This is a genomic window from Nocardia vinacea (assembly GCF_035920345.1).
GTDB classification, from domain to species: domain Bacteria; phylum Actinomycetota; class Actinomycetes; order Mycobacteriales; family Mycobacteriaceae; genus Nocardia; species Nocardia vinacea_A.
In genome coordinates this window covers 7,531,168-7,557,652 of sequence record NZ_CP109149.1, presented here as the reverse complement: position 1 = coordinate 7,557,652, position 26,485 = coordinate 7,531,168, and the positions used below count along the sequence as shown (strand labels likewise).

The window sequence follows — 26,485 nt, the reverse complement described above, 5'->3', positions numbered from 1 at the left end:
CTACAGTCCGGCGGCGCTGACCTGGTAGGCCGCTTCCATCAGCAGCCAGCCCGACAGTTGCACCGACATATCGCGTTCGGGCACCCGCGAGGAGGTCACCGAACCGCCTGCGGTGAAATGTCCGGCACCGGACCGGCCGCCGGGTAACTGGGCGGGTTTGCTCCAGTCGTGCCCGAACAGCGGCTCGCCCTCGACCTCGAGCCGGTTCGCCCAGGCTGCCGCGGCGCTGGCGCGCACAATGGCAGCCGCGGTCCGGCGATCGGCCACCTGTTCGCGCTCATCGCCCGGCAGCATCAGCGCGACCACCGCGAGATAGCGGGCCAGGATTCCGTTGAACAGGCCGCCGTCGCCGCCACCGCCGCCATTGATCACCCCATTGGTGGTCATCTGCTCTTCGACCGCGGTGAGCAGCCGGTGCACCCGTTCGCTGTGGCGCGGCTCGCCGGTGTGCACCGCGAGTTCGGCTTCCAGGCCGAGCACCACGCCCTGGCAGTAGGTGAAGGTCGGGCGCTCGATCTCGCCGGAGGGCAGGTGGATGCCGTCCAGGATCAGGCCGGATTCCTTGTCGCACAACGTCGCATCGATCCAGTCGGCCATTTCCTGCGCGCGGACGTGGCGGCCGAGGCGCAGCAGCGCGATCGCGGCCGGTCCGTTGGCGGGGGCATTGAAATAGTCCGCGCCGACCCGCCACGGCACACCGCCGCCACGCGCCGGATCCCAGGCGCCGTACAGCTCCTTCTCGAGCGCGATCAATCCGCCGCGCGCCTCGGTGATGCCCTGGGTTCGCTCGGCACGCTCCAAAGCGATTGCCAGCCAGGCCATATCGTCGTAGTAGTTATTGGTCCAGCCGGTGATATTGCGCAGCCGATGCGCCCGCGCGATCGCGGCGATGCGCTTGCGTCGCGTCGGCGTCGGCACCCGGTTGGCGGCATCGACCGCGCAGTCGATCAGATGCGCCTGCCACCAGTAGTGCCAGGATGCGAAGGCCCGCTCACGACGGGTCGCCGGCCAACCGACGACACCCAATTCGGTTCCTGGCACCGCCCATAGCGCGCGTAGGTGCCGAGAGACGATCGCGGATTCGGCCATATCCGCGCGCTCGGACCACAGCGCGGGGGTGGGGTCAGCATCGCGCCCGGTTTCCGGGCTCCGCGAGGTCATGGGTCAATGGTGCCAGCTGCGAGCCGATTAATACCGGTCTTTTCGTTACCAAGCTGACGTCAAATCGGCATGTTGCCGGATCCATGCGTGCATTGCGATACCGGCCGCGACTCCGGCATTGATACTGCGGGTCGAACCGAACTGCGCGATCGAAACCGTCAGTGCGGCCGCACCCTTGGCATGTTCGGTGACACCTGGCCCTTCCTGCCCGAAAAGCAGCAGGCAGCGGCGCGGCAACTCGACGGTTTCCAGCGGAACCGACCCGGGCACATTGTCCACGGCAACTATGGTCAGGTTTTCCCGCTCGGCGAAGGCGAGTAGCTCGCCGATATCGGTGTGATGTTCGATGTGCTGATAGCGGTCGGTGACCATGGCGCCGCGGCGATTCCAGCGCCGCCTGCCGACGATGTGCACGGCGGCCGCGGCGAAGGCGTTGGCGGTGCGCACCACGGTGCCGATATTCGCATCGTGGCCGAAGTTCTCGATGGCGACGTGGAACGGATGCCTGCGGCGGTCGATATCGGCGATGATCGCCTCGCGCTTCCAGTAGCGGTAGGCATCGACGACATTGCGGCGGTCACCGCCGGCAAGCAGCTCCGGATCGTAGTGGGGATCCTCCGGCGGGGCTTCCCCGTGCTCCTGCGCCCATGGTCCGACACCGTGCGGATGCTCGCCCCATTCGGTGGGTCCTGGCTGCTCGGCCGTATCCGGCGCGGGGTGGTTCACTCCGACGATGCTAATTCCGGCCGCCCCGCGGCATACGCGATGGGTCCGGAGGCGGTAGCGCCGCGAATCAGAGACAGGCCCCGCGAATGCCGCAAAGGGAACACCGCCACCTTCGGGTGGCCGGATTCAGTATGTCGAGGACGAGGAGCCGAGGACGCCGACAGCGGCGAGGACCACCATCAGGATGATGAACAGGATGGTCAGGATCAGCAGTATCGAGGCGATCATGCCGCAGATATATCCGGCCTGAACGCTGCCGCGACCACCGATGGCGCCGCCGGACGCATCGATCTCGTTGAGCGCCTTCTTGCCCATCACCCACGCGACCGGGCCGAGGAACTGGCACAGCAGCAGCCCGAGAATGCCGAGGATCATGATCGTGATGGCCTGCGGATGATCCTGTGGCGGACCATAGGCTGGGTAGCCGTACGGCGAACCGTACTGCGGTGGCGGCGGATAGTTCATGCGCAGGATGGTAGTTGGTGGTGTGGCTGGCCACACCTCGGATTCGGCGGCCAGCTCGATCGAATGCCGCCGCGACCGCGACAACCATGGAGTCCATGACCGAGACACAAACCCTCGTGCTCGACGCGCCCATCGGCAAGACCGGTCCGGACGCGCGAGAGGTGCTGCGCGCGGTGCTGCGCGCGCCGATCCAGGCCCGGACCTGGAAGCAACTCGTCTATGTATTCACGGTTTTCGCGATCGGCATGCTCGCCGTCTGCTATCTGTTCTTCGGTTTCGGCGGCGGTTTGTATGCCTCGATCTTCCTGATCGGCATCCCGATCCTGGCACTGGTGATGCTGGGCGCGCGGCTCTGGGCGAAGGTGTATCGGGCGCTGGCCAGGGATCTGCTGGATACGCCGGTGGACGCGCCGCCGCCGTATGTTTCGCAGCCGGGCTTTTTCGGATTTCTGAAGAGCGCGTTCACCGATCGCGCGAGTTGGCGGGCCATTCTGTTTCTGTTCGCGCAGGCCGTACTCGGTGTGGTCGGCGGCTATCTCGTGCTGATCGTGGTGGCCGTGACGGTATTCACCGCGCTCTCGCCCATCCCGTGGGTGCTGTTCAACCCCACGAATATCGACGACAACGGCGTCGAGCACCATTCGCTGGCCCAGTTCGGATCCTTCTATATCGACACTTGGCCGAGGGTCTTGCTGATGTCCGCGGTCGGCATCATCTGCTGCTTCGCACTGCCGTGGCTGCTGCGCGCGGTGTGCTGGGTGCACGGACTGCTCACCATCGCCTTGCTGTCGGCGACGACGCGGGACCGGCAATTGGTCGAGTTGCGTGCGAGTCGGCGTGCGGCTGTCGAGGATTCGGCAGCGACGCTGCGTCGGGTGGAGCGCGATCTGCACGATGGCACGCAAGCGCGCTTGGTCACCATCGCCATGGCCTTGGGCCGGGCCGAGGAGCGGATATCCCTCGGCGGTGACGCTCGCGATCTGATCGCCGACGCACACGCCAATGCCAAGGAGGCGCTGACCGAATTGCGTGAACTGGTGCGCGGAATCCATCCGCCCGCACTCGAATTGGGGCTCGAGCCGGCACTGGAGACACTGGCTTCGCGGTGTGCCGTGCCGGTGGAGCTGCGCGTCCATCTGTCGCAGCGGCCGAATCCGGCCATCGAGGCGATCGCCTACTTCTCGGTCGCCGAACTGCTCACCAATGTGGTCAAACATGCGAGTGCCAGCAGTGCGTGGGTGTCGGTCGTGCCGAGCGATGCGCACACCATCGCGGTCTCCGTGCGCGACAACGGAATCGGTGGTGTACTGCAGCCGATGGACGGAGAACACGTTGCGGGCAGCGGACTCTCCGGACTGGCCGCGCGGGCACGTGCGGTGGACGGCACGCTGACCGTGCAGAGTCCGACCGGCGGGCCGACCGTGGTGACCATCCTGCTGCCGACGGCCGGGCCACGATGAGTACGCCGTTGCGGGTGGTCATCGCCGAGGACAATGCGATCCTGCGCGACGGGCTGGCGGGACTGCTGACCGAGCGCGGCCATGAGGTGGTCGCCATCGTCGGCGATGCCACCACCTTGAGCGATGTGGTCGGCACCTACAACCCCGACGTGGCCGTGGTGGATGTGCGGATGCCGCCGACCTTCACCGACGAGGGACTGCTCGCGGCGATCGAGTTACGCCGCAAATATCCGCTCACCGGCGTGCTGGTGTTCTCGCAGTGGATCGAAACCCGCTATGCCACCGAACTTCTCGCCGGCGGCGCGAGCGGTGTCGGCTATCTGCTCAAGGATCGGGTGGCCGATGTCCGCGACTTCGTCGACGCCCTGGACCGCGTCGCCACCGGCGGCACCGCACTCGACCCGGAGGTGGTGAGTCAGTTGATGGGTGCCTCACGCCAACAGGATTCGCTCGCCCGGCTGACACCCCGCGAGCGCGAGGTCCTCGAACTGATGGCACAGGGACTGTCGAACAATGCGATCGCATCCGCACTCACGGTCACCGAGCGTGCGGTCGAAAAGCACATCGGCAATATCTTCACCAAACTAGATCTCCCACCCTCCGACACCCACCACCGCCGAGTCCTCGCGGTCCTGCGCCTGAAGGGCTGAACCTGCTCACCGAAACTCGCCGACCTCATCCCGGCTCGCGGGCATTCGGTCGCTCATCGGGGCGGGAAATGGGCTGTTGGGACGCGGAGGGGACGGCCAGGTCACGTTTGTGGTCAAGGCGGGTTCACGGTGGGGTGGGCGGTCCTATTCTGGAGGTACAGGGCAGTCGGGTGGAGGCTGGCATGGATCACGCACGCATTCTCCGCACAGTGCTCGGGGTGACCACCGGGTATTTGATCGTGCTCGGATTCTGGCTGGGCTGGCTACTACCGCATACGCCGCCGGGGACCGAGCCATTCCAGATCGTCGCGCTGGTCGGTCTGTTCGGATCGTGCGTGGGCGTCGGAATGCTATTGGCGGCTCGGCCATCGCGGGCGGATCGGCAGTTGTGGCGGCACGGGCTGGAGGGGTGGGCGACCATCGAGGGTGCGCATACGCTGCAGCGCACCGATCATCACACCGAACTGACCGAATTCGATCTGGAGCTCGTTGTGCCGGGATCCGAAAGTTACCGTGGCACTATCGTTTTCGATGTCACCCCGGCCGATAAGCCGCGGCTCGCGGTCGGCGAGACCATCTCCATCCGGGTCGATCCGCAAAACCGCGATCGGATCATTCTCGTTCTGGGGCAATAACTTTCGACCACCCGGCCGACACCGGCCGATCCCGCGTTTCGCCGAATCGACGGGCGCGAGGTCAGTCCCGCGCGTGCGCTCTCGGGTCCGCGAGCAGATACTGCGCGGCCGCGTAGGTAGCCAGGATGACACCCTCGGTGACCCGCCGGGAACGCTCACTGCGCGCGAACAGCCGGCGCAGCACGATCAACCCATCGGAAACGGTGAACAGCAATGCGCCCAGACCGAGCCGACTACGCGGATCGGAGCTCGGAATATTCAGTCCGGCAATGTTTTTCGCGCCGGAAGCCAATCCGGGATCGGAGGCGAGCACCGCGGCACTGCCCAGCGTCGCACCATAGGCCGTCAGCGGAGCCGCGACGGTCGGCGCCTTGGCTCGCATCAGCAGTGCGGCACCGAGCCAGGCCAGCACCCGTGGCACCGCGATCTCCGGACGTGGCCGCCCACCGCGCCGCCACCACAGCACCGAATATCCGGTCTGCATCACTGCGAACGAGGACGCTCCCGCGATCAGCCGCCGATCATTGTCCGGCTCGATCAGCAGCACATCACCGATGGTCGCGGCACCGAGGGAACCCAGCAGAACCGTCCGATCAGCCGGATCCAACACCGCTCGATCGGTCGCCACATCCGCCGCCAACAGCGGCATCAGCAGCGGCTTCGCCACCCACTGCACCTTCTCACGGCCGGTGACCGCGCCGTACACGGTCGCCGCCGCAGCCGCCAGAAATGCGGCTCGGAACGGACGCCGCAGCGTGCGCGACGGGCCCGGCCGGGAGCGCCGCGAATCAGACACCGTCAAAAGCTCGGCTCTTTCGGGGCGGGCGGCAGCGTGACAACCTGGCCCGCATAACTCAGCCCCGCACCGAAACCGAGCAGCAGCGCCACCTGGCCGCCCTTGGCCTTACCGGTAACCAACATTTCCTCCATCGCCAACGGGATGGAGGCGGCGGAGGTATTGCCGGTGTTCTCGATGTCATTGGCCACCGGGATGTCATCGGCCAGCCCGAGGTTCTTCTTCATCAGCTCGTTGATGCGCGCATTGGCCTGATGCGGAATGAAGACCTCGATATCGTCCTTGGAGACACCGGAGACCTCGAGCGCCGAGGCCAGCGCGCGCGGCAAAGTGACCGCCGCCCAACGGAATACCCGCGGTCCCTCCATCCGCAGCGACATCCGGCCGATGGGCTCGACGGCCGGATCGGTGCCCTGCAGCCGCTGTGCCTTCTCCATGTATTCGAGGAAGTTGACGTCCTGCTCGATCGCCGAGGCATTCTCGCCGTCGCTGCCCCACACCGTCGGGGAGATGCCGTTCTCCTCGCTCGGGCCGACCACCACCGCACCCGCACCGTCGCCGAAGATCATCGCGGTGCCGCGATCGGTCGGATCGAGTCCGACCGTCATCGTCTCGGCACCGATGAGCAGCACATATTCGGCCGAGCCCGCTCGGATCAGGTCGGCGGCGACGCCGAGGCCGTAGCCGAAACCGCCGCAGCCGGAGGTCAGATCGAAGGCCGCGATCCCGTTCATCCCCAGGTCGTTGGCGACCTTGGGGGCGCCGTGCGGGGTCAGCGTCAACCAGCTCGAGGTGGCGAGAATCAGTGCGCCGATCTTGGAGCGGTCGATGCCGCTGTTGATGATCGCCCGCTCACCGGCGGCCGCCGAAATCGACTGCAGCGTTTCGTCACCGCTGATCCACCGACGGTTGCGCACACCGGTGCGCTCATAGATCCACTCCGGGGTCGAGTCGAGAACCTCGCACACCTCTTCATTGCTGACCAGGCGTTTCGGACGGTAAGCACCGATGCCGAGCATCGCGACATTCGCACGGCTCTTATTGACTGCAATGCTCACCACAGGTAACTCCACGACCCTTCACTGTCTCGACCGCCTCGCTGCGCTCGGCGTATGCGTCCCCCTTATCGGGTCGCACCGCTGTCGACGTTTCAAGCGATTCGAAGCTCCGACCACCAGCGATTGCGACCCGGGACCGCATATTTGCAGCTTAGCCGAGGGCGAGATCCTTCAATCCAAGGATGGACCGGTACTCCAGGCCCTCAGCGGCGATCACCTGATCGGCACCGGTCTCCCGGTCCACCACGGTCGCGACGCCGACGACGGTCGCACCGGCCTCGCGCAGTGCGCGCACGGCGGTCAGCGGCGAGTTTCCGGTGGTCGTGGTGTCCTCGACGACGAGCACCCGCTTGCCGACGATGTCCGGGCCCTCGATCTGGCGCTGCATGCCGTGGGTCTTGGCGGCTTTACGCACCACGAAGGCGTCGATCGGACGGCCGGGTGCGTGCATGACGGCCAGTGCGACCGGATCCGCGCCCATGGTGAGCCCGCCGACGGCCTCGAAATCCCAGTCCGCCACGAGTTCGCGCAGCAGCTTGCCGATGAGCGGTCCGGCGCCGTGGTGCAGGGTAGCGCGGCGCAGGTCGACGTAGTAGTCGGCCTCTTTGCCCGAGGACAGTGTGACCCGGCCGTGCACGACGGCGAGCTCGCGCACGAGTGCGGCCAATCTATCTCGGTCGTCAGTCGAAACGGTGGCCTTGTTCGCCTGGTCGATCATGTCTGTCAAGTCCTTCCGCGTGCGTTGAATATGCCGCGATTCAGTCGGGCCGCCAGGGCTCGCGGGATCATCCCGGCGGCGGTGGTGAGCACTTTGTACTGCACACCGGGCACGCTGAGCACCCGGTCCTTCTCCAGATCACGTAGCGAACCGGCGACCACTTGGTCGACGCTCAGCCACAGCCTTTTCGGCAGCGAGGACATCTCGATACCGGCCCGCTCGTGGAATTCGGTGTGCACGAATCCGGGGCACAGGGCCTGGACCCGGACTCCCGTTCCAGCCAGTCCACCCGCCAGCCCTTCCGTGAAGGATACGACGTAGGCCTTGGACGCCGAATAGGTCGAGCCGCGTCCGGGGATCAGGCCCGCGACGCTGGCCACATTGACGATCGAACCCTTCGCGGCCGCGATCATCGACGGTAGCGCGGCCCTGGTGAGCTGCACCACCGCGGTGACATTGACATCGAGTTGGGCTTGGACCTCGGCGGGCGGCTGCGTCCAGAACTCCCCCGACTGACCGAATCCGGCATTGTTGACCAGGAATTCGATGCCGTCGGCGGCGCGGGCCAGCACCCGATCCCGATCGTCGGCCTGGGCCAGATCGGCGACGAGCACCTCCGAACGGGTCGCGAATTTCCGCTCGAATTCCGCGGCGAGTGCATTCAGCCGGTCCTTGTCGCGGGCGACGAGCACCAGGTCATAGCCGAGCGTGGCCAAACGCACGGCGAATCCGTGCCCGATGCCGGAGGTCGGTCCGGTGATCAGCGCGACGGGACGGGTGGCACCGGGCAGGCGCACATGACCGTCGGGCCCGCCCCTCTCCCGGCCACCACCCCTCATGGAATCGCTCCGCGATCCTGCATTCATTGCGCAATCCGGGTCGTCGAAGGGGCGTCATGCCCGCTCACTGCGGCACGGGTCCCTGATATGGGCGGAATCCCGGGTGGAACGGACCGCCGGGCGGTTCCGGTGTGTGCTCGGCCGAAGACCAATCGTCCGCATCCGACTCGGACCGGACGGGCTCGGGCTTCGCGGGTTTGCGCTGGGCGGGGCGGTCCTCCGGTGACCAGTCGTCCTCCGGTTCCGCTGCCCAGCGCTCGTCGCGGGCCCGCGAGCGGGAGTCCGGGACGACGGCGAGACTGGGGCGGCGAGGCGGCTCAGGGGTCACCGGTTCGGCGGCCGGTTCGTCGTCGTAATAGTCGTCGTCGGAGTACTCGCGGTACTTCGGCCGGTCGAAATCGTCTTCGTCATAAGACGATTCGTCGTAGGCGGCGGCCTCGTAGTCGTCGTCGAAACCCTCGCCCTTGCGCAGATCCGCCGATGCGACCCGCGCGGCCACCGGACTGTCGGCCTCTTCCCGCTCATCCGAGCGCTTGCGCGGATGCGGCCGTCCCGGATTGTGCCCACCGGAATCCACCCCGCGCACATCACTCACCGGCGGCAGCACATGCAGCAGACCGGACAGGCGAAGCACCGCATCGATGGCGGTCTCCCAATCCTTGGCCACCGTCCCGACATTCAGCATGCCGAGGGTCCAATTGCCCTCACTCCACAACATCTGCACGCTATCGGGCAGCGATTCGATGAAGGCGACCATGCGCTGGTCGACGGCGTGCCTGGCGATCTCCGGATTCGTCGCGAACACCACCCGATCGCCGATCGCGCCGAGCAGTTCCAAATCGGCGTCCTTCGGCGGGGACGCGGTCTTGAGCCGCATATCCACATCGATATCGGAGCCGATCTGCCTGCGCACCGCGACCAGCGTCGCCGCATCTTCCAGATCGAAGAGGACGAATTTCTCGCCCTTGCGGATGCCGGACACCACATCCACCGCGGACAGGTAGCCGAGCTTGGCCAACGCACCGCGGCGCCAGGTGGACGCCAGCGCCGGTTCCACCGACACATACGTATAGCCCTGGGCCTTCGCCCACACCTGGCGCGCATGACCGGTCCGCTGTCGCTGGACCCGATCGAAATACAGCAGCACGATCGCACCAACGAGCGCGATCGCCGCCAACCCGAACCACATTGCCGTCATCGTCGCCTACCCTATAGAGCCGACAGGGCGATTGCGCATCACTGCCCGCTGATATTTCACCGCGTGCCCCCGGGCAGTGCGGTACTGATGATGATCTTCGCGTCGATCGAACCGTCCGCGACCTTATCGCCCTGCACCACGACCATGTCGCCGACCGGAAGATCGGATGCCTTGGACCCGGTCAAGGAGATCACCTGGGTCTTATCGGTGGTGCGCACCGTCACGGCGGATCCGCCGACGGTGTCGAGCGTCAATTGGCCACCGGCGTTTGCGGTGATGGTGCCCATGGTCGCGCCGAGGTTATCGATGCCGCCGAGGCCCGGAATGCTCGGCAGGACCGGGGGGGACGATGGACCGCCCGAGGGCGCGGTGCCGGTGGGTCGGCCCGCGGTCGGGAAGGCCGAGGTGCTCGCGGCGGAACTCGACGAGGTGTCCTTATCGCCCATCAGCACACCCGCGAGCACGCCGACCGCGCCGATCAGCAGGATCACCCCGAGTCCGAGGGCGATCCACAGGCCGGTATTCCGCTTGCGCGGCGGCTGCTGATCCGAGGGTAGGTTTCCACCCGGCGGGCCGGGCGGATACTGCGCGCCGGGCTGGCCGTATGCACCGACCTGGGTCGGCTCCTGCCACCCACCACTTTCCTGCCCGCCCCACTGGACCTGGCTGTCGTACGGCGGGAACTCCTTGGTGGCATTGACCGGCGGCGGCCCCCACGGCTCGTATTGTTCGGTCGACGGATAGACCGAGGTCGCATCGCCGTGGCCATACGCGCCGGTGTATTCCGCCGTATGCGGCGAAGGCTGAAATCCCGACTCACCCGACGGACCGATGTGTTCCGTCGGCGCATCCTCCGGTCGCTGTGCCCAGGGATCGTTGGGACTACTCATGGCCTCCAGGGTAGGCTCTGTTGTTTTTGCCGCGCCTTCGGCGCGGCGTGTTCGCGGCCCCCTGGTGTCTCGCGTCCGAGCCGTCGAGACTCGCGACTTCGTCGCATGCGCTTCGACGACTCGGACGCGAGACGGGCCGCGAACGGTCGCTCGTAAGACTCGCTCCGTGGTGGTCGCCGGTGGCGGGTCGTTCGGCACACGAGGCACACGCGTCGGATGGTCAAGTCCCGCGCCTGCTGCACATGCGCTTCGACGGCTCGGGCGCGAGACGGGCCGCGAACGGTCGCTCGTAAGACTCGCTCCGTGGTGGTCGCCGGTGGCGGGTCGTTCGGCACACGAGGCACACGCGTCGGATGGTCAAGTCCCGCGCCTGCTGCACATGCGCTTCGACGGCTCGGGCGCGAGACGGGCCGCGAACGGTCGCTCGTAAGACTTGCTCCGCGGTAGTCGGCAATGAGCGGATCGTGCGGCGCCTGACTTATGCCGGGCGAGACCGGCGGTGCGGTGCAGCCTCACGGAGGCGACCCGGCTGCGGTTCTATCGCGAGCCGGGCCGCAAGGGCAGATGCGTGGGGCACGTGGGGGTCAGCCGCGGCCGACGATGAGGCCCTCGCCGTTCGGGCTGACGTTGACCGCGACGGTGTCGCCGTCGGTGACCTCGCCTGCGAGCAGTTCCTTGGCGAGAGTGTCGCCGATGGCCTGCTGGATCAGCCTGCGCAGCGGGCGGGCGCCGTAGACCGGGTCGTAGCCGCGCACGGCGAGCCAGAACCGGGCCGAATCGCTGACGTCCAGCTTCAACCTGCGCTGCGACAGCCGCTTCTGCAGCTGGTCGAGTTGGATATCGACGATGGATTCCAGCTGCTCCTCGTCGAGGCGGTGGAACATGACCACATCGTCGAGGCGGTTCAGGAACTCCGGTTTGAAGGCCGAGCGCACCGAGTTCATGACGAACTCCGGATCGCCACCCGCACCCAGATTCGAGGTCAGGATGAGGATGGTGTTGCGGAAGTCGACCGTGCGGCCCTGGCCGTCGGTCAGGCGACCCTCGTCGAGTACCGCGAGCAGGATGTCGAAGACATCCGGATGCGCCTTCTCGATCTCGTCGAAGAGCACCACGGTGTAGGGCCGACGTCGAACCGCCTCGGTCAGCTGACCACCCTGGTCGTAACCGACATAGCCGGGCGGGGCGCCGACGAGCCGAGCGACCGAGTGCTTCTCGCTGTACTCGCTCATATCGATGCGGACCATGGCGCGTTCGTCGTCGAACAGGAAGTCCGCCAACGCCTTTGCCAGCTCGGTCTTACCGACACCGGTCGGGCCGACGAACATGAACGAACCCGTCGGCCGGTTCGGATCCGCGACGCCGGCGCGCGCCCGCCGCACCGCATCGGAAACCGCCTGCACCGCCTCGGTCTGGCCGACCACACGCTTGCCCAGTTCCTGCTCCATCCGCAGCAGCTTCTGGGTTTCGCCCTCCATCATCCGGCCGACCGGAATACCGGTCCAGGACGAGACCACCTCGGCGATATCGTCGGGGCCGACCTCTTCCTTGAGCATCACTTCGCCGTCAGCGGCTGCGGCGGAGGCCTTTTCGGCCTCGGCGAGCTGCTTCTCCAGCGCCGGTATGCGCCCGTAGCGTAATTCGGCGGCCTTGCCAAGATCACCGTCGCGCTCGGCGCGTTCGGATTCACCGCGCAGGGAGTCCAATTCCTCCTTGAGGACGCGCACCTGGTCGATGGCGCTCTTCTCGTTCTGCCAGCGGGTCATCAGCTGGTTGAGCTTCTCGCGGTCGTCGGCGAGTTCTTGGCGCAACTTGTCCAGGCGCTGCTTGGATGCCGCGTCGGTCTCCTTCTCCAGCGCGACCTCTTCGATCTCCAGCCTGCGCACCGCACGCTCGACCTCGTCGATTTCCACTGGGCGCGAGTCGATTTCCATGCGCAGCCGCGACGCCGACTCGTCGACCAGGTCGATCGCCTTATCCGGTAGGAACCGGGAGGTGATGTAGCGGTCGCTGAGCGTGGCGGCGGCGACCAGTGCGGAGTCGGTGATGCGCACACCGTGGTGCACCTCGTAGCGCTCCTTGATGCCGCGCAGGATGCCGATGGTGTCCTCCACCGACGGCTCGCCGACCAGCACCTGCTGGAAGCGGCGCTCCAGGGCGGCGTCCTTCTCGATGAACTTGCGGTATTCCTCCAGCGTTGTGGCGCCGACCAGGCGCAGCTCACCGCGGGCGAGCATCGGCTTGATCATATTTCCCGCATCCATCGCCGATTCGCCGGTCGCGCCCGCGCCGACAATGTTGTGCAGCTCATCGATGAACGTGATGATCTGTCCTGCACTGCTTTTGATCTCTTCGAGTACCGCCTTGAGCCGCTCCTCGAATTCGCCGCGGTACTTCGCACCGGCCACCATCGCGCCCAGGTCGAGCGAGACGACGGACTTGCCGCGCAACGATTCCGGCACGTCACCGGCCACGATGCGCTGGGCAAGGCCTTCGACGATCGCGGTCTTGCCGACGCCGGGTTCACCGATCAGCACCGGGTTGTTCTTGGTGCGACGGCTCAAAACCTGTACGACACGGCGGATTTCGGTATCACGCCCGATGACCGGATCGAGCTTGCCTGCGCGGGCCGCCGCGGTGAGATCGGTCGAATACTTCTCCAGCGCTTGGTAACTGCCCTCCGGATCGGCACTGGTGACGCGCGCGCCGCCGCGTACGGTGGTGAATGCCTCGCGCAGCGCGTCGGGGGTCGCGCCGTACTTCTTCAGCAGCATGGTCACCTCCGAATCGCCCTCGGCCAGGCCGACCATGACGTGTTCGGTGGAGACGTATTCGTCGCCGAGTTCGGTGGCCAGGCGCTGGGCGGCGGTGATCGCCGCCAGGGCCTCGCGGCCGAGTTGGGGTGTGGTGGTCGCACCGGTCGCGCGTGGCAGCTTGTCCACGATGTCCTGTGCCTCGCGTCGAATCGTCGCCGGATCTACCGCGACGGCCTTGAGCAAGGGGGCGGCGATGCCATCGGTTTGATCCAGCAACGCCACCAGCAAGTGCGCCGGACGAATCTCCGGATTGCCCGCGGCCGAGGCGGCCTGCAGGGCGGCGGTCAGGGCCGCCTGGGTCTTGGTGGTGGGATTGAACGAGTCCACAAGTCACCTTCCTACTAGTCGATTCGCACTATCCAACGTCCGAAAGGTTGAGTCTGTTCCACTCAACTTAATTTCTCGACCGGACCGCTCGACACCCGAACAGACTCGCCTCGAACGCTACGCCGCGACACTGCCGAATGGCATCAATCGCAGGGTCTACGGGACCGCGATGCCTACGATGGCCTTGGCCGTTGGTTGATGCATCAAATCCAGCCCGACTCGAGGAGCGATGGATGCGCGCGATCGTGGTACGAAGCTTCGGAGCAACACCCGAACTGGCCGAAATGCCGACCCCCGAACCCGGCGCGGGTGCGGTCAGAATCCAGGTCGAGGCGGCCGGTGTCAACCCCTTCGACCAGAAGATGGCCGGCGGCATTCTGGATGGCAAGCTGCCGCACGATTTCCCGATGATCCTCGGCGTCGACGGCGCGGGCACGGTGGCTTCGGTCGGCCCCGGCGTCACCAAATTCGGCGTCGGTGACCGCGTCGTCGGCAAATTCCTGGTCCCGCCCGCGGGCCACGGCAGCTTCGCGGAGTACTCGGTACTGCCCGAGGACGCCACCCTGGTCCCGATCCCGGACCGGGTGCCGACCGTCGCGGCGGCCGCCCTGCCGACCGCGGGCATCACGGCGCAGGACATCGTGGACGCCACCAAGCTCGAACCGGACCAGAAGGTATTGATCGTCGGCGCCACCGGCGGCGTCGGCTCCTTCCTGGTGCAGCTGGCGAATATCGCCGGAGCGCACGTCATCGCGACGGCGCGCGGAGCAGTCGCCGATCAGATGACCAGGCTCGGCGCTGCCGAGACCATCGATTACACCCGGGGTCCGGTCGCCGAACAGGTCGCCGCCGCGCATCCCGACGGCGTCGACGCACTGTTCGATCTGGTGAGTCCACCCGAGGTGCTGGCCGAGCTGACGGCGCTGGTCCGCGACGGCGGCACCGTCTACTCCACCATCTGGTCCGCCGATCCGGACGCACTGCGCGATCGCGGCATCAAAGGCGGAAATATCGAATCCTCCGGGCGCGGACCGGAACTGACCCGCCTGCTCGCTCGGGTCGCCGCCGGCGATGTCGTCGTGCCGATCGACGTGACCGTCCCGCTGGACCAGGGCCCCTCGGTCATGGGCGCGGCGGGCGCGCGGGGCAAAACCGTGCTAGCCATCTGAGCGTGAGCGAGCGAACCATAAGCACAGCCGCCGGGGCGGTCACGGCGCAGCCGAGCGCCAGCGAGGCGGAGTCGTGAGCGCCCGCAAAAAGGGCTCACGCCCACCTGAATTCGGCCTCTTCCTGATTCCGGAGGCCGATAACTACCAGCAGCTCACCGAGCTGACGACATATGCCGAAAGTGCCGGACTCGACCTGATCGGCGTCCAGGACCATCCCTACCAGCGACGCTTCCTCGACACCTGGACCCTGATCACCGCCCTGGCCATGCGGACCGAGCGACTCACCTTCTTTCCCGACGTCGCCAACCTGCCCCTGCGCAATCCCGCGGTACTCGCGAAATCCGTTGCCTCCCTCGACATAATGACCGGCGGCCGGATCCACCTCGGACTCGGCGCCGGCGCGTTCTGGGCTGCCATCGCCGCCATGGGCGGCTACCACCTGAGCGCGGGCGAGTCGGTCCAGGCGCTGGCCGAGGGCATAGCGGTCATCCGGGCTATGTGGAGCGACGAACGTTCGGTCCGGGTGCCCGGCACCTATCATCTGCTCGCCGGTGCCCACCCCGGACCGCAGCCGCAGCACGATCCTGGCATCTGGCTCGGCGCGAAGGGACCGCGCATGCTCGCCCTGACCGGACAGCGCGCCGACGGCTGGCTGCCCTCGGCTGCCTGGGCCCCGCCCGAATTCCTGACCGAGGCGGGTAAGCGCATCGACGATGCCGCCGCCGCGGCGCACCGCGATCCGCGCGCCATCCGCCGGGTCTACAACCTCTCCGGCACCATCACCGCCGACGGTACGGACTACGGGTTCCTGGAGGGCCCACCCGAGCGCTGGGTGGACGACCTATCCACGCTGCATCGTGACCAGCGCATCGACGGCTTCATCTTCTGGCCGACCGAGGGCGACCCCGTCGACCAGGTACATCGCTACGCCGAATTGGTCGCGCCCGCGGTGCGCACGAACGTCGCGAGTTGACCCGGCGGTAACCCGGAGCGAGCAAGGTCGCGATATCCTGCATGTCCGGCCCAGAGCAGCCCCGATTTGCCCACGGATTACCGTGAGCGCGGGCGTGATCGGCCATACCCACACGACCACGTGATTTTCAGGGATACTTGTCGGCGGAGGACCGCCGGTTACGGATATGTCCCTGGGCAGATTTTGAGGGAAAGGAAGCTCCACGTCGTGGATGCGCGTTCGGCAGCGCTGGTCCGCGCCAACTTCCGATCGGTGATCGAGTCACCGAACGGACCCGAGCGGTTGATCAGTGCGTTTTATGGTCACCTGTTTGCGGAGAAGCCGCAGTTGCGGGAATTGTTCCCGCCCGCGATGGAGATGCAGGCGAAGCGGGTGGTGACCGCCATCCATTACGTGCTCGACAATCTCGAGGACTGGGGGCGGGCGCAGAGGTTCCTGGAACAGTTGGCGCGCGATCACCGCAAGTACGGTGTCATCGCCGCGCACTACGACATCGCGGGGCGGGCGCTGCTGGCCGCCTTCCGGGTCTTCAACGGTCCGATGTGGAATCGCGCGCTCGAGGAGGGCTGGCGCGATATCACCATCCTCATCTCCGCCTCCATGGCCATCGGCGCCAATTCCGATAAATCGCAGCCGTACTGGGATGCGACCGTGGTCGGCCATCGCCGGGTGCTCGAGGACTTGGCCATCGTGCGGCTGCAGACCGACAGCCCGATTCCGTATCAGGCCGGGCAGTACGTACCGATCTCGCTGCCCCAGCGCCCCAAGATGTGGCGCTACCTCTCGCCCGCGATTCCCGCGAATCCCTACGGCGAGATCGAATTCCACGTCCGCAAGATCCGCGGCGGTTGGGTGAGCCCGGCGATCGTCAACGAGACTAGGGTCGGCGATCGGTGGATGATCGCGGGTCCGCTCGGTGGTCTGCACATCGATCGCGACAGCGGCCGTGACGTGCTGCTGATCGGTGCGGGCACCGGCATCGCCCCGTTGCGCGCGCAGCTGATCGAGATGGGTCAGCGTGGCATCAATCCGCGCGTGCACTTCTTCATCGGCGGTCGCTACCCCTGCGATCTGTACGACGTGGAGAATATGTGGCAGCTCTCGCAGAGCAATCCGTGGCTCACCGTGGTCCCGGTCTGCGAACAGAAGACCAACCCGTGGTGGTATCCGCATCCACCGCAGGACGAGCCGTACGGCATGCACCGCCGCCTGATCGGTAATCTGGGCGCGGTTGTCGCCAGCTTCGGCTCATGGGCCGACCGGCAGATCCAGATCGCCGGTTCGGCCCGGATGATCGCCGACACCCGTCGCGCCCTGATGGCGGTGGGTACCCCTGAGTCGGTAATCAGCTCAGATCCCGTGTGAGAGAAGTAATGACAATTGATCCGAGCCCGCACAGCAATGGTGCGGCGCCCGAATGGAAGTCGACCGTCGTCGGTCACCACCGGCTGCGCCACGACATCGCGGTTATCCGTCTGATCGGTGAGTACGTCCCGTTTCTCGCGGGACAGTCGGTCGAGGTCCGAGTGCCGCAGCATCCGGGGATGCGCCGTCGGCTCTCCCCCGCGCTGCCGCCGTCGCTGGACGGCAAGCTGGAATTCCACGTGCGCGCCGTGCCAGGCGGCTGGTGCAGCGGCAGTATCGTCGCCGACACTCAATTGGGCGACGAATGGCAGATCAGCGCTCCCCTCGGCACCCTCGCCGTGGATCCGTACGGCGACGAGGTGGTGATGATCGCGGGCGGCACCGGGCTGGCCCCGATGCGCTCCCAGATTCTCGACCTCGCCCGCCACGAGGATCCGCCGCCCACCTACCTGTTCGTCGGCGGGCGCTCCCCGCGCGACCTCTACGCCGATGACATGCTGTTCCTGCTGGCGAACGAATTACCTTGGCTCACGGTGATTCCCGTGATCGAGGGTCCGGAGGATCCCGGCTGGGTCGACGAATGGTACGAGCAGTCGCGCGTGGATATCGGCTTCCCGCTCGACGATATGCTCTTCGGCACGCTCGCCGATGTCGTCGGTTCACACGGCGCATTCGACCACCATCAGGTGCTGGTCTGCGGTTCACCCAATATGGTCCGGGTCACCCTTGATCGCCTGGTGGAAACCGGAACCCCCGCTGCGGCAATACAATTCGAAGGACTGTAACCAGCGAACTCGACCCCCACGGAGCGAGTCTCACCAGCGACCCGTTCGCGGCCCATCTCGCGTCCCAATGGCCGAAGCGCATCCGCCGCAGGCGCGGAACTCCACCCCCCGGCATGAGGGCATCAGGTGCCGAACGATCCGCCATCACCGACCACAACGGAGCGAGTCTTACGAGCGACCCGTTCGCGGCCCGTCTCGCAGCCCAGTGGCCGAAGCGCATCCGCCCACAGGCGCGGAACTCCACCCCCCGGCATGAGGGCATCAGGTGCCGAACGATCCGCCATCACCGACCACAACGGAGGGAGTCTTACGAGCGACCCCGTTCGCGGCCCGTCTCGCGTCCGAGTCGTCGAAGCGCATGCGACGAAGTCGCGAGTCTCGACGACTCGGACGCGAGACACCAGGGGCCGCGAACACGCCGCGGCGGAGCCGCGGCCAATAATTCAGAAGAGCGGATCGTGGCGGATGTTCTTGGTCTGCGTTCCGGCGGCCATCAAGCGGAACTTGGTGGTCTGCACCATCGAGGGTGATCCGACGATCTGCACATCCCGGTCGGACCAGGAGCCGTAGCTCGCGACGACCTTGCCGATCTGGCCGGTCATCCGGGCTTCGAGACCCGGCCAGGTGTGCTCCGGTTCGCCGGAATCCAGGTACCACCATGGGTTTTCATCGCTCTCGGTGACCGGTGTGATGGTGAGCCATTTATTGGCGGTGGCCAGTTGGCTCAGGATCTCCAGATCGTAGAGGTCACACGGATGGTGGCCGCCGACGAACAGATGCACCCGCGGATTGACGCGCCGCTGTGCCATCGCCATGAGCTGGGCGCGCAGGGGTGCGATGCCGGTACCGCAGCCGACCATCAGCATTTTGCGTTTCACATTGCGCGGCACGCCGAGTCCGCCGAGCGGTGAACCGAGCAGCCACTGGTCACCGATATTGGTGTGGCCGACAATGGCCGGACTGACCCAGCCGCCGAGTACTCCGCGGATGTGGAATTCGATCTCCCCGTTCGTATTCGCGGGCACTGCCGGGGACAGATAGCGCCACATGCGCGGCCGGGCCGGGATCTGCACGCTGATGTACTGGCCTGCGGCGTATTGCATCGGTTGATTCAATTGCAGCCGCACCACGGCGAGATTGCGCAGCACCTCGCGGCGCTCGACGACGGTCCCGCTCCAGACCGGCGGCGCCGATTCCTGTTCGGCCGCGCCGATCATGGTGTCGCCGATGATCTTCAGGCCCTCGTCCCAGGCCCGGTCGACCTCGTCGGTCCACATCTCGGTGCCCGCGAAGATCCGCATCGCGGACTTCAACGAGGTCGCCACGGCGGTGTAGTGCGCGGCCTGTACCCCGTACTTGCGGTGATCGCGTCCGAGTTGGGCGAGGAATGGCAATAACTTATTCGGCTCCTCGAGCCGATCCAGCGCGTAGGAGATGGCCTTGACCAATCTGTCACGCTGGGAATCCATCGCTGCGGGGAAGAAATCCCGGACGGCGGGATAGTCCGTGAACAGAATTGCGTAGAACGAACTGGCTAGCTTGGCCGGGCCCCCCTCCTCCGCAGCAACCGCCTTGAACGTCGTTCTTATCAAAGCGACCGTCCGCGAGTCCATTTGTGTCACAACCCCTTTTGCACTCGAACACAAACCCGTGCCGGCGAGTGATGTGCTGCGGGACACTCGACAGCAGCCGATGCGAATGAGTGTAGGCGAGGTTTGCCAGCTACGGAATCAGTCGACTGAACATCACGTATGTAATTCCCCTGAAACGAGGATCCGCACCACGAAAACCCTTGAAAACAAACCGAAAGAACGAACACGACGGCGAAATCCGCCCTATACCTATCGAATTCGGAAGGCCCGCTTTGCAAGATTCGTCCCATTCGGGATCTCGGAGCGATCGTGCGGCAACCCGCGATCCTGGACCGCCCATCCGGCTCGAGCAAACCGCAGGCGTCGACCGACCTGGCGACGGACGGAATCGGCAGGCCGATCCGGCGCATTGTTTGCTGAAGCAAGGGCCGCAGCAAACCTCGCAGCTCAGCACATCGTTGGCAACCCTTCCGAACCACATGCCGACACCTACGAGGGGCTGAACCGACTGTCGGGTAATGATACCCGGTTCCGGAGTTTGCTCGAGCACTGCCAGCGGTTATTCGAGTCCACAACCCGATATGCGACATAACGCATTCACTTATCGGCACGAAATGACAAAAGGCTCCGAGCTCGGTCGAAACCGAATCCCGGAGCCTTTCGCGCCTATCAGCGCCTATTGCGCGGTTTCCACACCACCAGTGCGGTACTGCGTTGCGGCGGCGTGAGATCGGGGCGATACCCCGCGCGCAGCCGGTCCAGCTCGGCCGCCATATCGACGACGCGCTGTTGCAGTTCCTCGACCTGATTGGTGAGTTCGATGATGCGCTTGATGCCCGCCAGGTTGACGCCCTCGTCCTGGGATAGCCGCTGCACCTCGCGGAGCAGTTCGACGTCCCGTGCCGAATAACGTCGACCGCCACCCGAAGTCCGTTGCGGCGTAACCAGTCCGAGGCGGTCATACGTACGCAGTGTCTGCGCGTGCATGCCCGCCAATTGGGCCGCCACGGAGATCATGAAGAACTCCGCCCGCGACGCCCCGCCGGCTGCCTGCTTCGGATTATCGGACATCACGCACCTGCCCATCCCGCACGTGGATCGAACCCGCTGGTCTTCTCCGCCTCCGCGTAGCGCTTGAGCGCCTCGGCGGCATTGTCGTCCAGCTTCTGCGGCACGGCCACCTTGACGGTGACGAGCAGATCGCCCGCCCCGCCGCCGGGACCGCGCTTGGGCACGCCACGGCCGCGCACCCGCAGGATGCGACCGTCCGCGGTGCCCGGAGGCACCTTGACACCGACGCGCCCTTCCAGCGTAGGCACGGAAACCGTTGTGCCCAGCACCAATTCACTGTAACTGACCGGCAGCACCAGGGTCAGGTCGTCGCCGTTGCGGCCGAAGACCTTGTCCTGGCTGACGTGCACGGTCACATAGAGGTCACCCGAGGGCGCACCACGCAGTCCGGCCTCGCCCTGTCCGGCCAGTCGGATCTTCTGCCCATCGCTGACACCAGGGGGAATCCGCACCGTGATGGTGCGGGTCCGATTCTGGATGCCGCTGCCGCGGCAGTCGACGCACGGATCGTCGATGATCGAACCGGTACCACGGCATTCGTCGCACGGCTCGCTGAAGCCGAACGCGCCCTGGTTGCGGCTGATCACGCCGTTGCCATTGCAGACGGGGCAGACTCGCGGACTGGTACCCGGCTTGGCGCCGCTGCCGTGACAGGTCGTACACGGCGACGGACTCGTCATCCGCAGCGGAACCGTGACACCCTGTGCGGCCTCGCGGAAGCCGAGGGTCGTCTCGGTCTCCACATCGGCGCCGCGGCGCGGGCGGCTCGCCGTGCGCGTGCCGCCCCGGTTGAACAGGCCGCCGAGCAGGTCACCGAGGCCACCGTCGCCGGCATTCGCCTGGCCGAAGATGTCCCCGATATTGAAGTCCTGCGAGAAGCCGCCGCCCGCACCGGGAGTGAAGCCACCGCGCCCGTATCCGCCACCGGCGAACAGCTTTCGGGTCTCGTCGTATTCCTTGCGCTTGGCCGGATCCGACAGCACGGCATGCGCCTCGCTGACGGACTTGAACCGCTCCTCGGCCTTGGTATCGCCGGGATTGGCATCCGGATGCAGGTCACGTGCGAGCTTGCGGTACGCCTTCTTGATCTCGTCCTGCGAGGCGCTGGAGGAGACACCCAGCTCCTTGTAGAAGTCCTTTTCGATCCACTCCCGTTGGCTCACCGGGCATCTCCTCCTCTCGGGTTCCTATTGGTTGTTCGCATTGGCATCAACATCCGATGCCTCTTCTTCGACCAGATCGGCCACGCCATCGGTTACCCCGACGAGCGCGTGCCGAAGCACTCGATCGCCGAACCGATAGCCCTTGCGCATGACAAGGCCGATCACCGGATCGTGTCCGGAGCCCTCGTGCTGCACGGCTTCGTGCAGGGTCGGGTCGAAAGGCTCACCCTCCGTACCGAATTCCTGCAGCCCCTGCTTGTGCAGCGCGTCGGCGAGCTTATCCGCGACCGACTTCAGCGGTCCGGCATCGAGATCGCCGTGCGCCCGCGCACGATCGAGATCGTCGAGTACGCCGAGCAATTCGGAGACCACGGCCGCCTTGGCCGCATCGATGGTGGCCTGCCGGTCCCGCTCGACCCGACGCCGGTAGTTGGCGTATTCGGCGGTCAGCCGTTGCAAGTCGGCGGTGCGCTCGGCCAGCTCCTTGGTGATGGTCTCGGCCAGGATCTCGGCTCCCGCATCGGAACCGATGACGGGTTCGGTGCCGTTCCCGGCTTCGGGACCGGGCCCCGCGGCGGCGGCCGCCGCGGGCTCCCGGATTTCACCTGTCTCCGGATCGATCTTGCGATTGTCGACGAAGGTGATCGGCTCCTGTTCGGAGTTTCCCTCGCTCACTTCTTCTCCGTGTCGACCGGCTCGTCAACGACCTCGGCATCCACGACCTGGTCATCGCTTGCGGAGCTCGACGCGCCGTTACCGGACGCGGCCTGGTCGGCGGCAGATGCTTCGTAGATCGCCTGACCCAGCGCCTGCGATTCGGTCGCGAGCTTCTCCACCGCGGACTTCACGGCCGCGATATCGGTGCCCTTGAGCGCCTCGTTGGCCTCGGCGATGGCCGCCTCGACCTTGGTCTTGACGTCCGCGGGGACCTTGTCCTCGTTGTCCTTGATGAACTTCTCGGTCTGGTGCACCAGCGACTCGGCCTGGTTGCGGGTCTCGGCCTCCTCGCGGCGGGCCTTGTCCTCGGCGGCGTGCGCCTCGGCGTCCTTGACCATCCGGTCGATCTCCTCCTTGGACAGGCCGGAGCCGTCCTGGATCTTGATCGTGTTCTCTTTGCCGGTGCCCTTGTCCTTCGCGGTCACGTGCACGATGCCGTTGGCGTCGATATCGAAGGTGACCTCGATCTGCGGCACACCACGCGGGGCCGGCGGGATGCCGGTCAGCTCGAAGGAGCCGAGCAGCTTGTTGTGCGAGGCGATCTCGCGCTCACCCTGGAACACCTGGATCTGCACCGACGGCTGGTTGTCATCGGCCGTGGTGAAGGTCTCCGAGCGCTTGGTCGGGATGGTGGTGTTGCGCTCGATGAGCTTGGTCATCACACCGCCCTTGGTCTCGATACCCAGCGACAGCGGGGTGACATCGAGCAGCAGGACGTCCTTGACCTCACCCTTGAGCACACCGGCCTGCAGGGCGGCGCCGACGGCGACGACCTCGTCCGGGTTCACGCCCTTATTGGGCTCCTTGCCGCCGGTCAGCTCGCGGACCAGGTCCGAGACGGCGGGCATACGGGTCGAGCCACCGACGAGCACGACATGGTCGATATCGGCGACATTGATGCCGGCGTCCTTGATCACGGACTGGAACGGCGCACGGGTGCGGTCGAGCAGGTCCGAGGTGATCTTCTGGAATTCGGCGCGGGTCAGCTGCTCGTCGAGGAAGAGCGGGTTCTTGTCGGCGTCGACGGTGATGTAGGGCAGGTTGATCGAGGTGCTCTGCGAGGAGCTCAGCTCGATCTTGGCCTTCTCAGCCGCCTCACGCAGGCGCTGCATGGCCATCTTGTCCTTGGTCAGGTCGATGCCCGCACTGGCCTTGAACTTGTCGACCAGCCAGCTCACGACGCGCTCGTCCCAGTCGTCACCACCGAGGTGGTTGTCGCCGGAGGTGGCGCGGACCTCGACGACGCCCTCGCCGATTTCCAGCAGCGAGACGTCGAAGGTGCCGCCACCGAGGTCGAAGACCAGGATGGTCTGTTCCTTGTCGCCCTTGTCCAGGCCGTACGCGAGTGCGGCCGCGGTGGGCTCGTTGACGATGCGCAGCACGTTCAGACCGGCGATCTGACCGGCCTCCTTGGTCGCCTGACGCTGCGAGTCCTCGAAGTACGCGGGCACGGTGATGACCGCGTCGGTGATCTCCTCGCCCAGGTAGGACTCGGCGTCACGCTTCAGCTTCATCAGCACGCGCGCGCTGATCTCCTGCGCGGTGTACTTCTTGTCGTCGATGGCCACCGACCAATCGGTGCCGATGTGGCGCTTGACCGAGCGGATGGTGCGGTCGACGTTGGTGACCGCCTGGTTCTTGGCGGGCTGGCCCGTCAGAACCTCTCCGTTCTTGGCGAACGCGACGATCGATGGGGTGGTGCGCGATCCTTCAGAGTTCGCGACGACGACCGGCTCGCCGCCTTCGAGAACGGCGACGACCGAGTTCGTGGTCCCGAGGTCGATTCCGACCGCACGAGCCATGGTGGTTCCTCCTAGTTGGTGTAACTACTTGTGTCGGTGCTGGGTAATCGCGGTTTTCGGGCGATCTACCCGCTCTGCGACCTCCGCCCGGGACTGCCGGGGCGGGTGCCGCGAGACCTCGCCCCAAGCACCTCACGGAGCACGGTCCCAGCAACGCTGAGCGTGGTCGGCTCAATCCTGCACCCATTCAGCGCCGGACGTCAACTGAAACTTGAGCCGAATACACTCAATATTGTCGAACAGCTCAACCGACGGCCCACGCGGTCTATTCCCGAACCAGGAAGAAAGGGGCCGCCCGCCATTGCTGTGAGGGGTCGAGAGTCCGAGCCACGAGTGATGGTCATTTGTGATCAACGGTCGCTAGATCCGCCGCGTGCAGGTTGCCCGGGGATCCGGTGGTCCACGAGGATGGCGGCGACGGCGGCGCCGATCGCCGTCGATCCGCCGAGAGGAGTGGATGTGTCGACGAAGACGCGGTCGTGGTGGGGCTGGGGCAATGTCGAGGACGCGGTCGTCGGCGCGGAGCGGGAAGCACTGACCGCGCGGGTCGCGGCGATTCTGCCCGGTGCGGATCTCACACCACATGAACCGCCTTCGGTCGAATCGCTCGGGCTGCCCGAACCACGGGTGTGCGCGCCGGACTCACTCGCCGAGTTGGTGTCGACGGATCCCGCCGATCGGGCGGCGCACGCACACGGTCAGGCATTCCGCGATGTGGTGCGCAATCTGCTCGGCGAGGTGCGCAATGCGCCGGATCTGATCATTCGGCCGCGCACGGAAAGCGATATCGTCGACGTGCTCGACTGGGCGGCCGGGGCGAATATCGCGGTAATCCCGTTCGGTGGTGGGACTTCCGTGGTGGGCGGGGTCGAGCCCAGGTTGCCCGGCCGGATCGCGCAATCGACCGGGCCGAGCGATTCCGGAAACGGGTCGGACGAATTCGCGGGGGCAATCAGTCTGGACCTCGGTCGTCTCGATCGGGTGCTGGAGATCGATCGCACCAGCCGGGCGGCGCGAATTCAGGCCGGAGTCTTCGGTCCGGCGCTGGAGGATCAACTGCGCGGCGCGAATCTGACGCTGCGGCATTTTCCGCAGTCGTTCGAATTCTCGACGCTCGGCGGATGGCTGGCCACCAGGGCCGGTGGACATTTCGCGACGCTGTACACCCATATCGATGACCTGGTCGAGTCGATGCGAGTGGTAACCCCGACGGGCACAAGCGAATCGAGGCGGCTGCCCGGATCGGGGGCTGGGCCGTCACCGGATCGGATGTTCCTGGGATCCGAGGGAACCCTGGGAATAATCACCGAGGCGTGGATGCGCTTGCAGGACCGGCCGCGTTGGCGCGCAACGGCTTCCGTGCACTTCGACGACTACACCCGGGCCGTGGCGGCGACCAGGGCCATCGCGCAGTCCGGCCTCTACCCGACCAATTGCCGGCTGCTCGATCCGGCCGAGGCATTTCTCAATGCCGGTGCCGCGACGAGCGGCGGCGTGCTGGTGCTCGGATTCGAATCCGCCGATCACCCAACGCGCACCCGGATGGAACGCACGCTCGAGCTCGCCGCCGACCACGGCGGCACCCTTCCTGAACCCGCGCGCTACACCGAATCGACCGAGCACCGAGTAGGTTCGGCCGCAGCCGACACCTGGCGTTCGTCATTCCTCAGGATGCCTTATCAACGCGATGCCCTCGCGGCCCGGTCGATGATCACCGAAACCTTCGAAACCGCCTGCACCTGGGATAAATTCGACAATCTGAAGGCAATGGTGACCGAGGCCGCGAATGCGGCCATCCGATCCGTCGGCGCCACCGGCGTGGTGACCTGCCGCTTCACCCATGTGTATCCGGACGGTCCGGCGCCGTACTTCGGCATCTACGCCGCCGGTCGCTGGGGTAGCACACCCGCGCAGTGGGATGACATCAAAACCGCTGTCTCCGAGGCACTCTCGGCTGCGGGCGGGACCATCACCCACCATCACGCGGTGGGCCGAGACCACCGACCCTGGTACGACCGCCAGCGTCCCGACCCGTTTGCGAATGCGTTGCGGGCGGCCAAATCCGCGCTGGATCCGGCCGGAATCCTCAATCCCGGCGTGCTGATCTGA

At 66.2% G+C, this 26,485-nt stretch carries 23 protein-coding genes; 8 read left to right on the top strand and 15 right to left on the bottom strand.

What is annotated here, in order from left to right:
- The 3 genes from OIE68_RS34360 to OIE68_RS34350 form a co-directional block, all read right to left on the bottom strand.
- Complete coding sequence (locus OIE68_RS34360; RefSeq protein WP_327101922.1) at window positions 1-1,089, bottom strand: glycoside hydrolase family 76 protein; 1,089 nt, start codon at window positions 1,087-1,089, stop codon at window positions 1-3.
- 117 nt (window positions 1,090-1,206) lie between these two features.
- Entirely contained in the window at window positions 1,207-1,887 is a 681-nt protein-coding gene (locus OIE68_RS34355; protein WP_327095120.1) for a TrmH family RNA methyltransferase, read from the bottom strand.
- A 126-nt stretch (window positions 1,888-2,013) separates the two neighbouring features.
- A complete protein-coding gene (locus OIE68_RS34350; RefSeq protein ID WP_040696923.1) occupies window positions 2,014-2,352 on the bottom strand; it encodes a hypothetical protein in 339 nt (112 codons plus the stop codon).
- 95 nt (window positions 2,353-2,447) lie between these two features.
- Between OIE68_RS34350 and OIE68_RS34345 the strand changes: the two genes are divergently transcribed.
- The 3 genes from OIE68_RS34345 to OIE68_RS34335 all read left to right on the top strand — a co-directional run bounded on the left by OIE68_RS34345 (window position 2,448) and on the right by OIE68_RS34335 (window position 5,097).
- The gene (locus OIE68_RS34345) at window positions 2,448-3,812 is read left to right on the top strand and encodes a sensor histidine kinase (protein WP_327095119.1); all 1,365 of its coding nucleotides are present in this window, start codon (window positions 2,448-2,450) and stop codon (window positions 3,810-3,812) included.
- Window positions 3,809-4,462, top strand: a complete 654-nt coding sequence (locus tag OIE68_RS34340; RefSeq protein ID WP_327095118.1) for a response regulator transcription factor — start codon at window positions 3,809-3,811, stop codon at window positions 4,460-4,462. The genes OIE68_RS34345 and OIE68_RS34340 overlap by 4 nt, the downstream gene beginning before the upstream one ends.
- 182 nt (window positions 4,463-4,644) lie before the next feature.
- Window positions 4,645-5,097, top strand: a complete 453-nt coding sequence (locus OIE68_RS34335) for a DUF3592 domain-containing protein (protein WP_327095117.1) — start codon at window positions 4,645-4,647, stop codon at window positions 5,095-5,097.
- Window positions 5,098-5,158: 61 nt separating this feature from the next.
- On the opposite strand, the gene OIE68_RS34330 is transcribed toward OIE68_RS34335, so the two are convergent.
- The 7 genes from OIE68_RS34330 to clpB form a co-directional block, all read right to left on the bottom strand.
- A complete protein-coding gene (locus OIE68_RS34330) occupies window positions 5,159-5,893 on the bottom strand; it encodes a lysoplasmalogenase (RefSeq protein WP_419150604.1) in 735 nt (244 codons plus the stop codon).
- Between the two features lie 2 nt (window positions 5,894-5,895).
- Window positions 5,896-6,954 carry a beta-ketoacyl-ACP synthase 3 gene (locus OIE68_RS34325; protein WP_327095116.1) on the bottom strand — a complete coding sequence of 353 codons (1,059 nt, stop codon included), beginning with the start codon at window positions 6,952-6,954 and terminating at the stop codon, window positions 5,896-5,898.
- Window positions 6,955-7,102: 148 nt separating this feature from the next.
- Window positions 7,103-7,669, bottom strand: coding sequence for an orotate phosphoribosyltransferase (pyrE, locus tag OIE68_RS34320; protein WP_063044806.1), 567 nt, complete (start codon window positions 7,667-7,669; stop codon window positions 7,103-7,105).
- A 5-nt stretch (window positions 7,670-7,674) separates the two neighbouring features.
- Window positions 7,675-8,508: an SDR family oxidoreductase gene (locus OIE68_RS34315; RefSeq protein ID WP_327095115.1), complete on the bottom strand. Its 834-nt coding sequence runs from the start codon at window positions 8,506-8,508 to the stop codon at window positions 7,675-7,677.
- Between the two features lie 64 nt (window positions 8,509-8,572).
- Window positions 8,573-9,706 (bottom strand): hypothetical protein, encoded by a 1,134-nt coding sequence (locus tag OIE68_RS34310; protein WP_327095114.1) that lies wholly within the window; start codon window positions 9,704-9,706, stop codon window positions 8,573-8,575.
- Between the two features lie 56 nt (window positions 9,707-9,762).
- On the bottom strand, window positions 9,763-10,596 hold the full coding sequence (locus tag OIE68_RS34305; protein ID WP_327095113.1) for a DUF5666 domain-containing protein: 834 nt from the start codon (window positions 10,594-10,596) through the stop codon (window positions 9,763-9,765).
- A 584-nt stretch (window positions 10,597-11,180) separates the two neighbouring features.
- Window positions 11,181-13,739, bottom strand: a complete 2,559-nt coding sequence (clpB, locus tag OIE68_RS34300) for an ATP-dependent chaperone ClpB (RefSeq protein ID WP_327095112.1) — start codon at window positions 13,737-13,739, stop codon at window positions 11,181-11,183.
- 233 nt (window positions 13,740-13,972) lie between these two features.
- Here clpB and OIE68_RS34295 point away from each other — a divergent pair, with 233 nt between their 5' ends.
- The 4 genes from OIE68_RS34295 to OIE68_RS34280 all read left to right on the top strand — a co-directional run bounded on the left by OIE68_RS34295 (window position 13,973) and on the right by OIE68_RS34280 (window position 18,031).
- On the top strand, window positions 13,973-14,908 hold the full coding sequence (locus tag OIE68_RS34295; protein WP_327095111.1) for an NADP-dependent oxidoreductase: 936 nt from the start codon (window positions 13,973-13,975) through the stop codon (window positions 14,906-14,908).
- Between the two features lie 73 nt (window positions 14,909-14,981).
- The gene (locus OIE68_RS34290) at window positions 14,982-15,881 is read left to right on the top strand and encodes an LLM class flavin-dependent oxidoreductase (protein WP_327095110.1); all 900 of its coding nucleotides are present in this window, start codon (window positions 14,982-14,984) and stop codon (window positions 15,879-15,881) included.
- Window positions 15,882-16,088: 207 nt separating this feature from the next.
- Window positions 16,089-17,246 (top strand): FAD-binding oxidoreductase, encoded by a 1,158-nt coding sequence (locus OIE68_RS34285; protein WP_327095109.1) that lies wholly within the window; start codon window positions 16,089-16,091, stop codon window positions 17,244-17,246.
- A gap of 8 nt (window positions 17,247-17,254) precedes the next feature.
- Window positions 17,255-18,031, top strand: a complete 777-nt coding sequence (locus OIE68_RS34280) for an FAD-binding oxidoreductase (protein WP_327095108.1) — start codon at window positions 17,255-17,257, stop codon at window positions 18,029-18,031.
- Window positions 18,032-18,474: 443 nt separating this feature from the next.
- Here the strand turns inward: OIE68_RS34280 and OIE68_RS34275 are convergent, their stop codons facing one another.
- The 5 genes from OIE68_RS34275 to dnaK form a co-directional block, all read right to left on the bottom strand.
- Window positions 18,475-19,644: an FAD-binding oxidoreductase gene (locus OIE68_RS34275; RefSeq protein WP_327095107.1), complete on the bottom strand. Its 1,170-nt coding sequence runs from the start codon at window positions 19,642-19,644 to the stop codon at window positions 18,475-18,477.
- A gap of 648 nt (window positions 19,645-20,292) precedes the next feature.
- The gene (locus OIE68_RS34270) at window positions 20,293-20,694 is read right to left on the bottom strand and encodes a heat shock protein transcriptional repressor HspR (protein WP_327095106.1); all 402 of its coding nucleotides are present in this window, start codon (window positions 20,692-20,694) and stop codon (window positions 20,293-20,295) included.
- Complete coding sequence (dnaJ, locus tag OIE68_RS34265) at window positions 20,694-21,857, bottom strand: molecular chaperone DnaJ (RefSeq protein WP_327095105.1); 1,164 nt, start codon at window positions 21,855-21,857, stop codon at window positions 20,694-20,696. The genes OIE68_RS34270 and dnaJ overlap by 1 nt, the downstream gene beginning before the upstream one ends.
- A 24-nt stretch (window positions 21,858-21,881) precedes the next feature.
- Window positions 21,882-22,532, bottom strand: a complete 651-nt coding sequence (gene grpE / locus OIE68_RS34260; protein ID WP_327095104.1) for a nucleotide exchange factor GrpE — start codon at window positions 22,530-22,532, stop codon at window positions 21,882-21,884.
- Complete coding sequence (dnaK, locus tag OIE68_RS34255; protein WP_327095103.1) at window positions 22,529-24,376, bottom strand: molecular chaperone DnaK; 1,848 nt, start codon at window positions 24,374-24,376, stop codon at window positions 22,529-22,531. Before dnaK ends, grpE begins: the two co-directional genes overlap by 4 nt.
- Window positions 24,377-24,784: 408 nt before the next feature.
- Here dnaK and OIE68_RS34250 point away from each other — a divergent pair, with 408 nt between their 5' ends.
- Complete coding sequence (locus OIE68_RS34250; protein ID WP_327095102.1) at window positions 24,785-26,485, top strand: FAD-binding oxidoreductase; 1,701 nt, start codon at window positions 24,785-24,787, stop codon at window positions 26,483-26,485.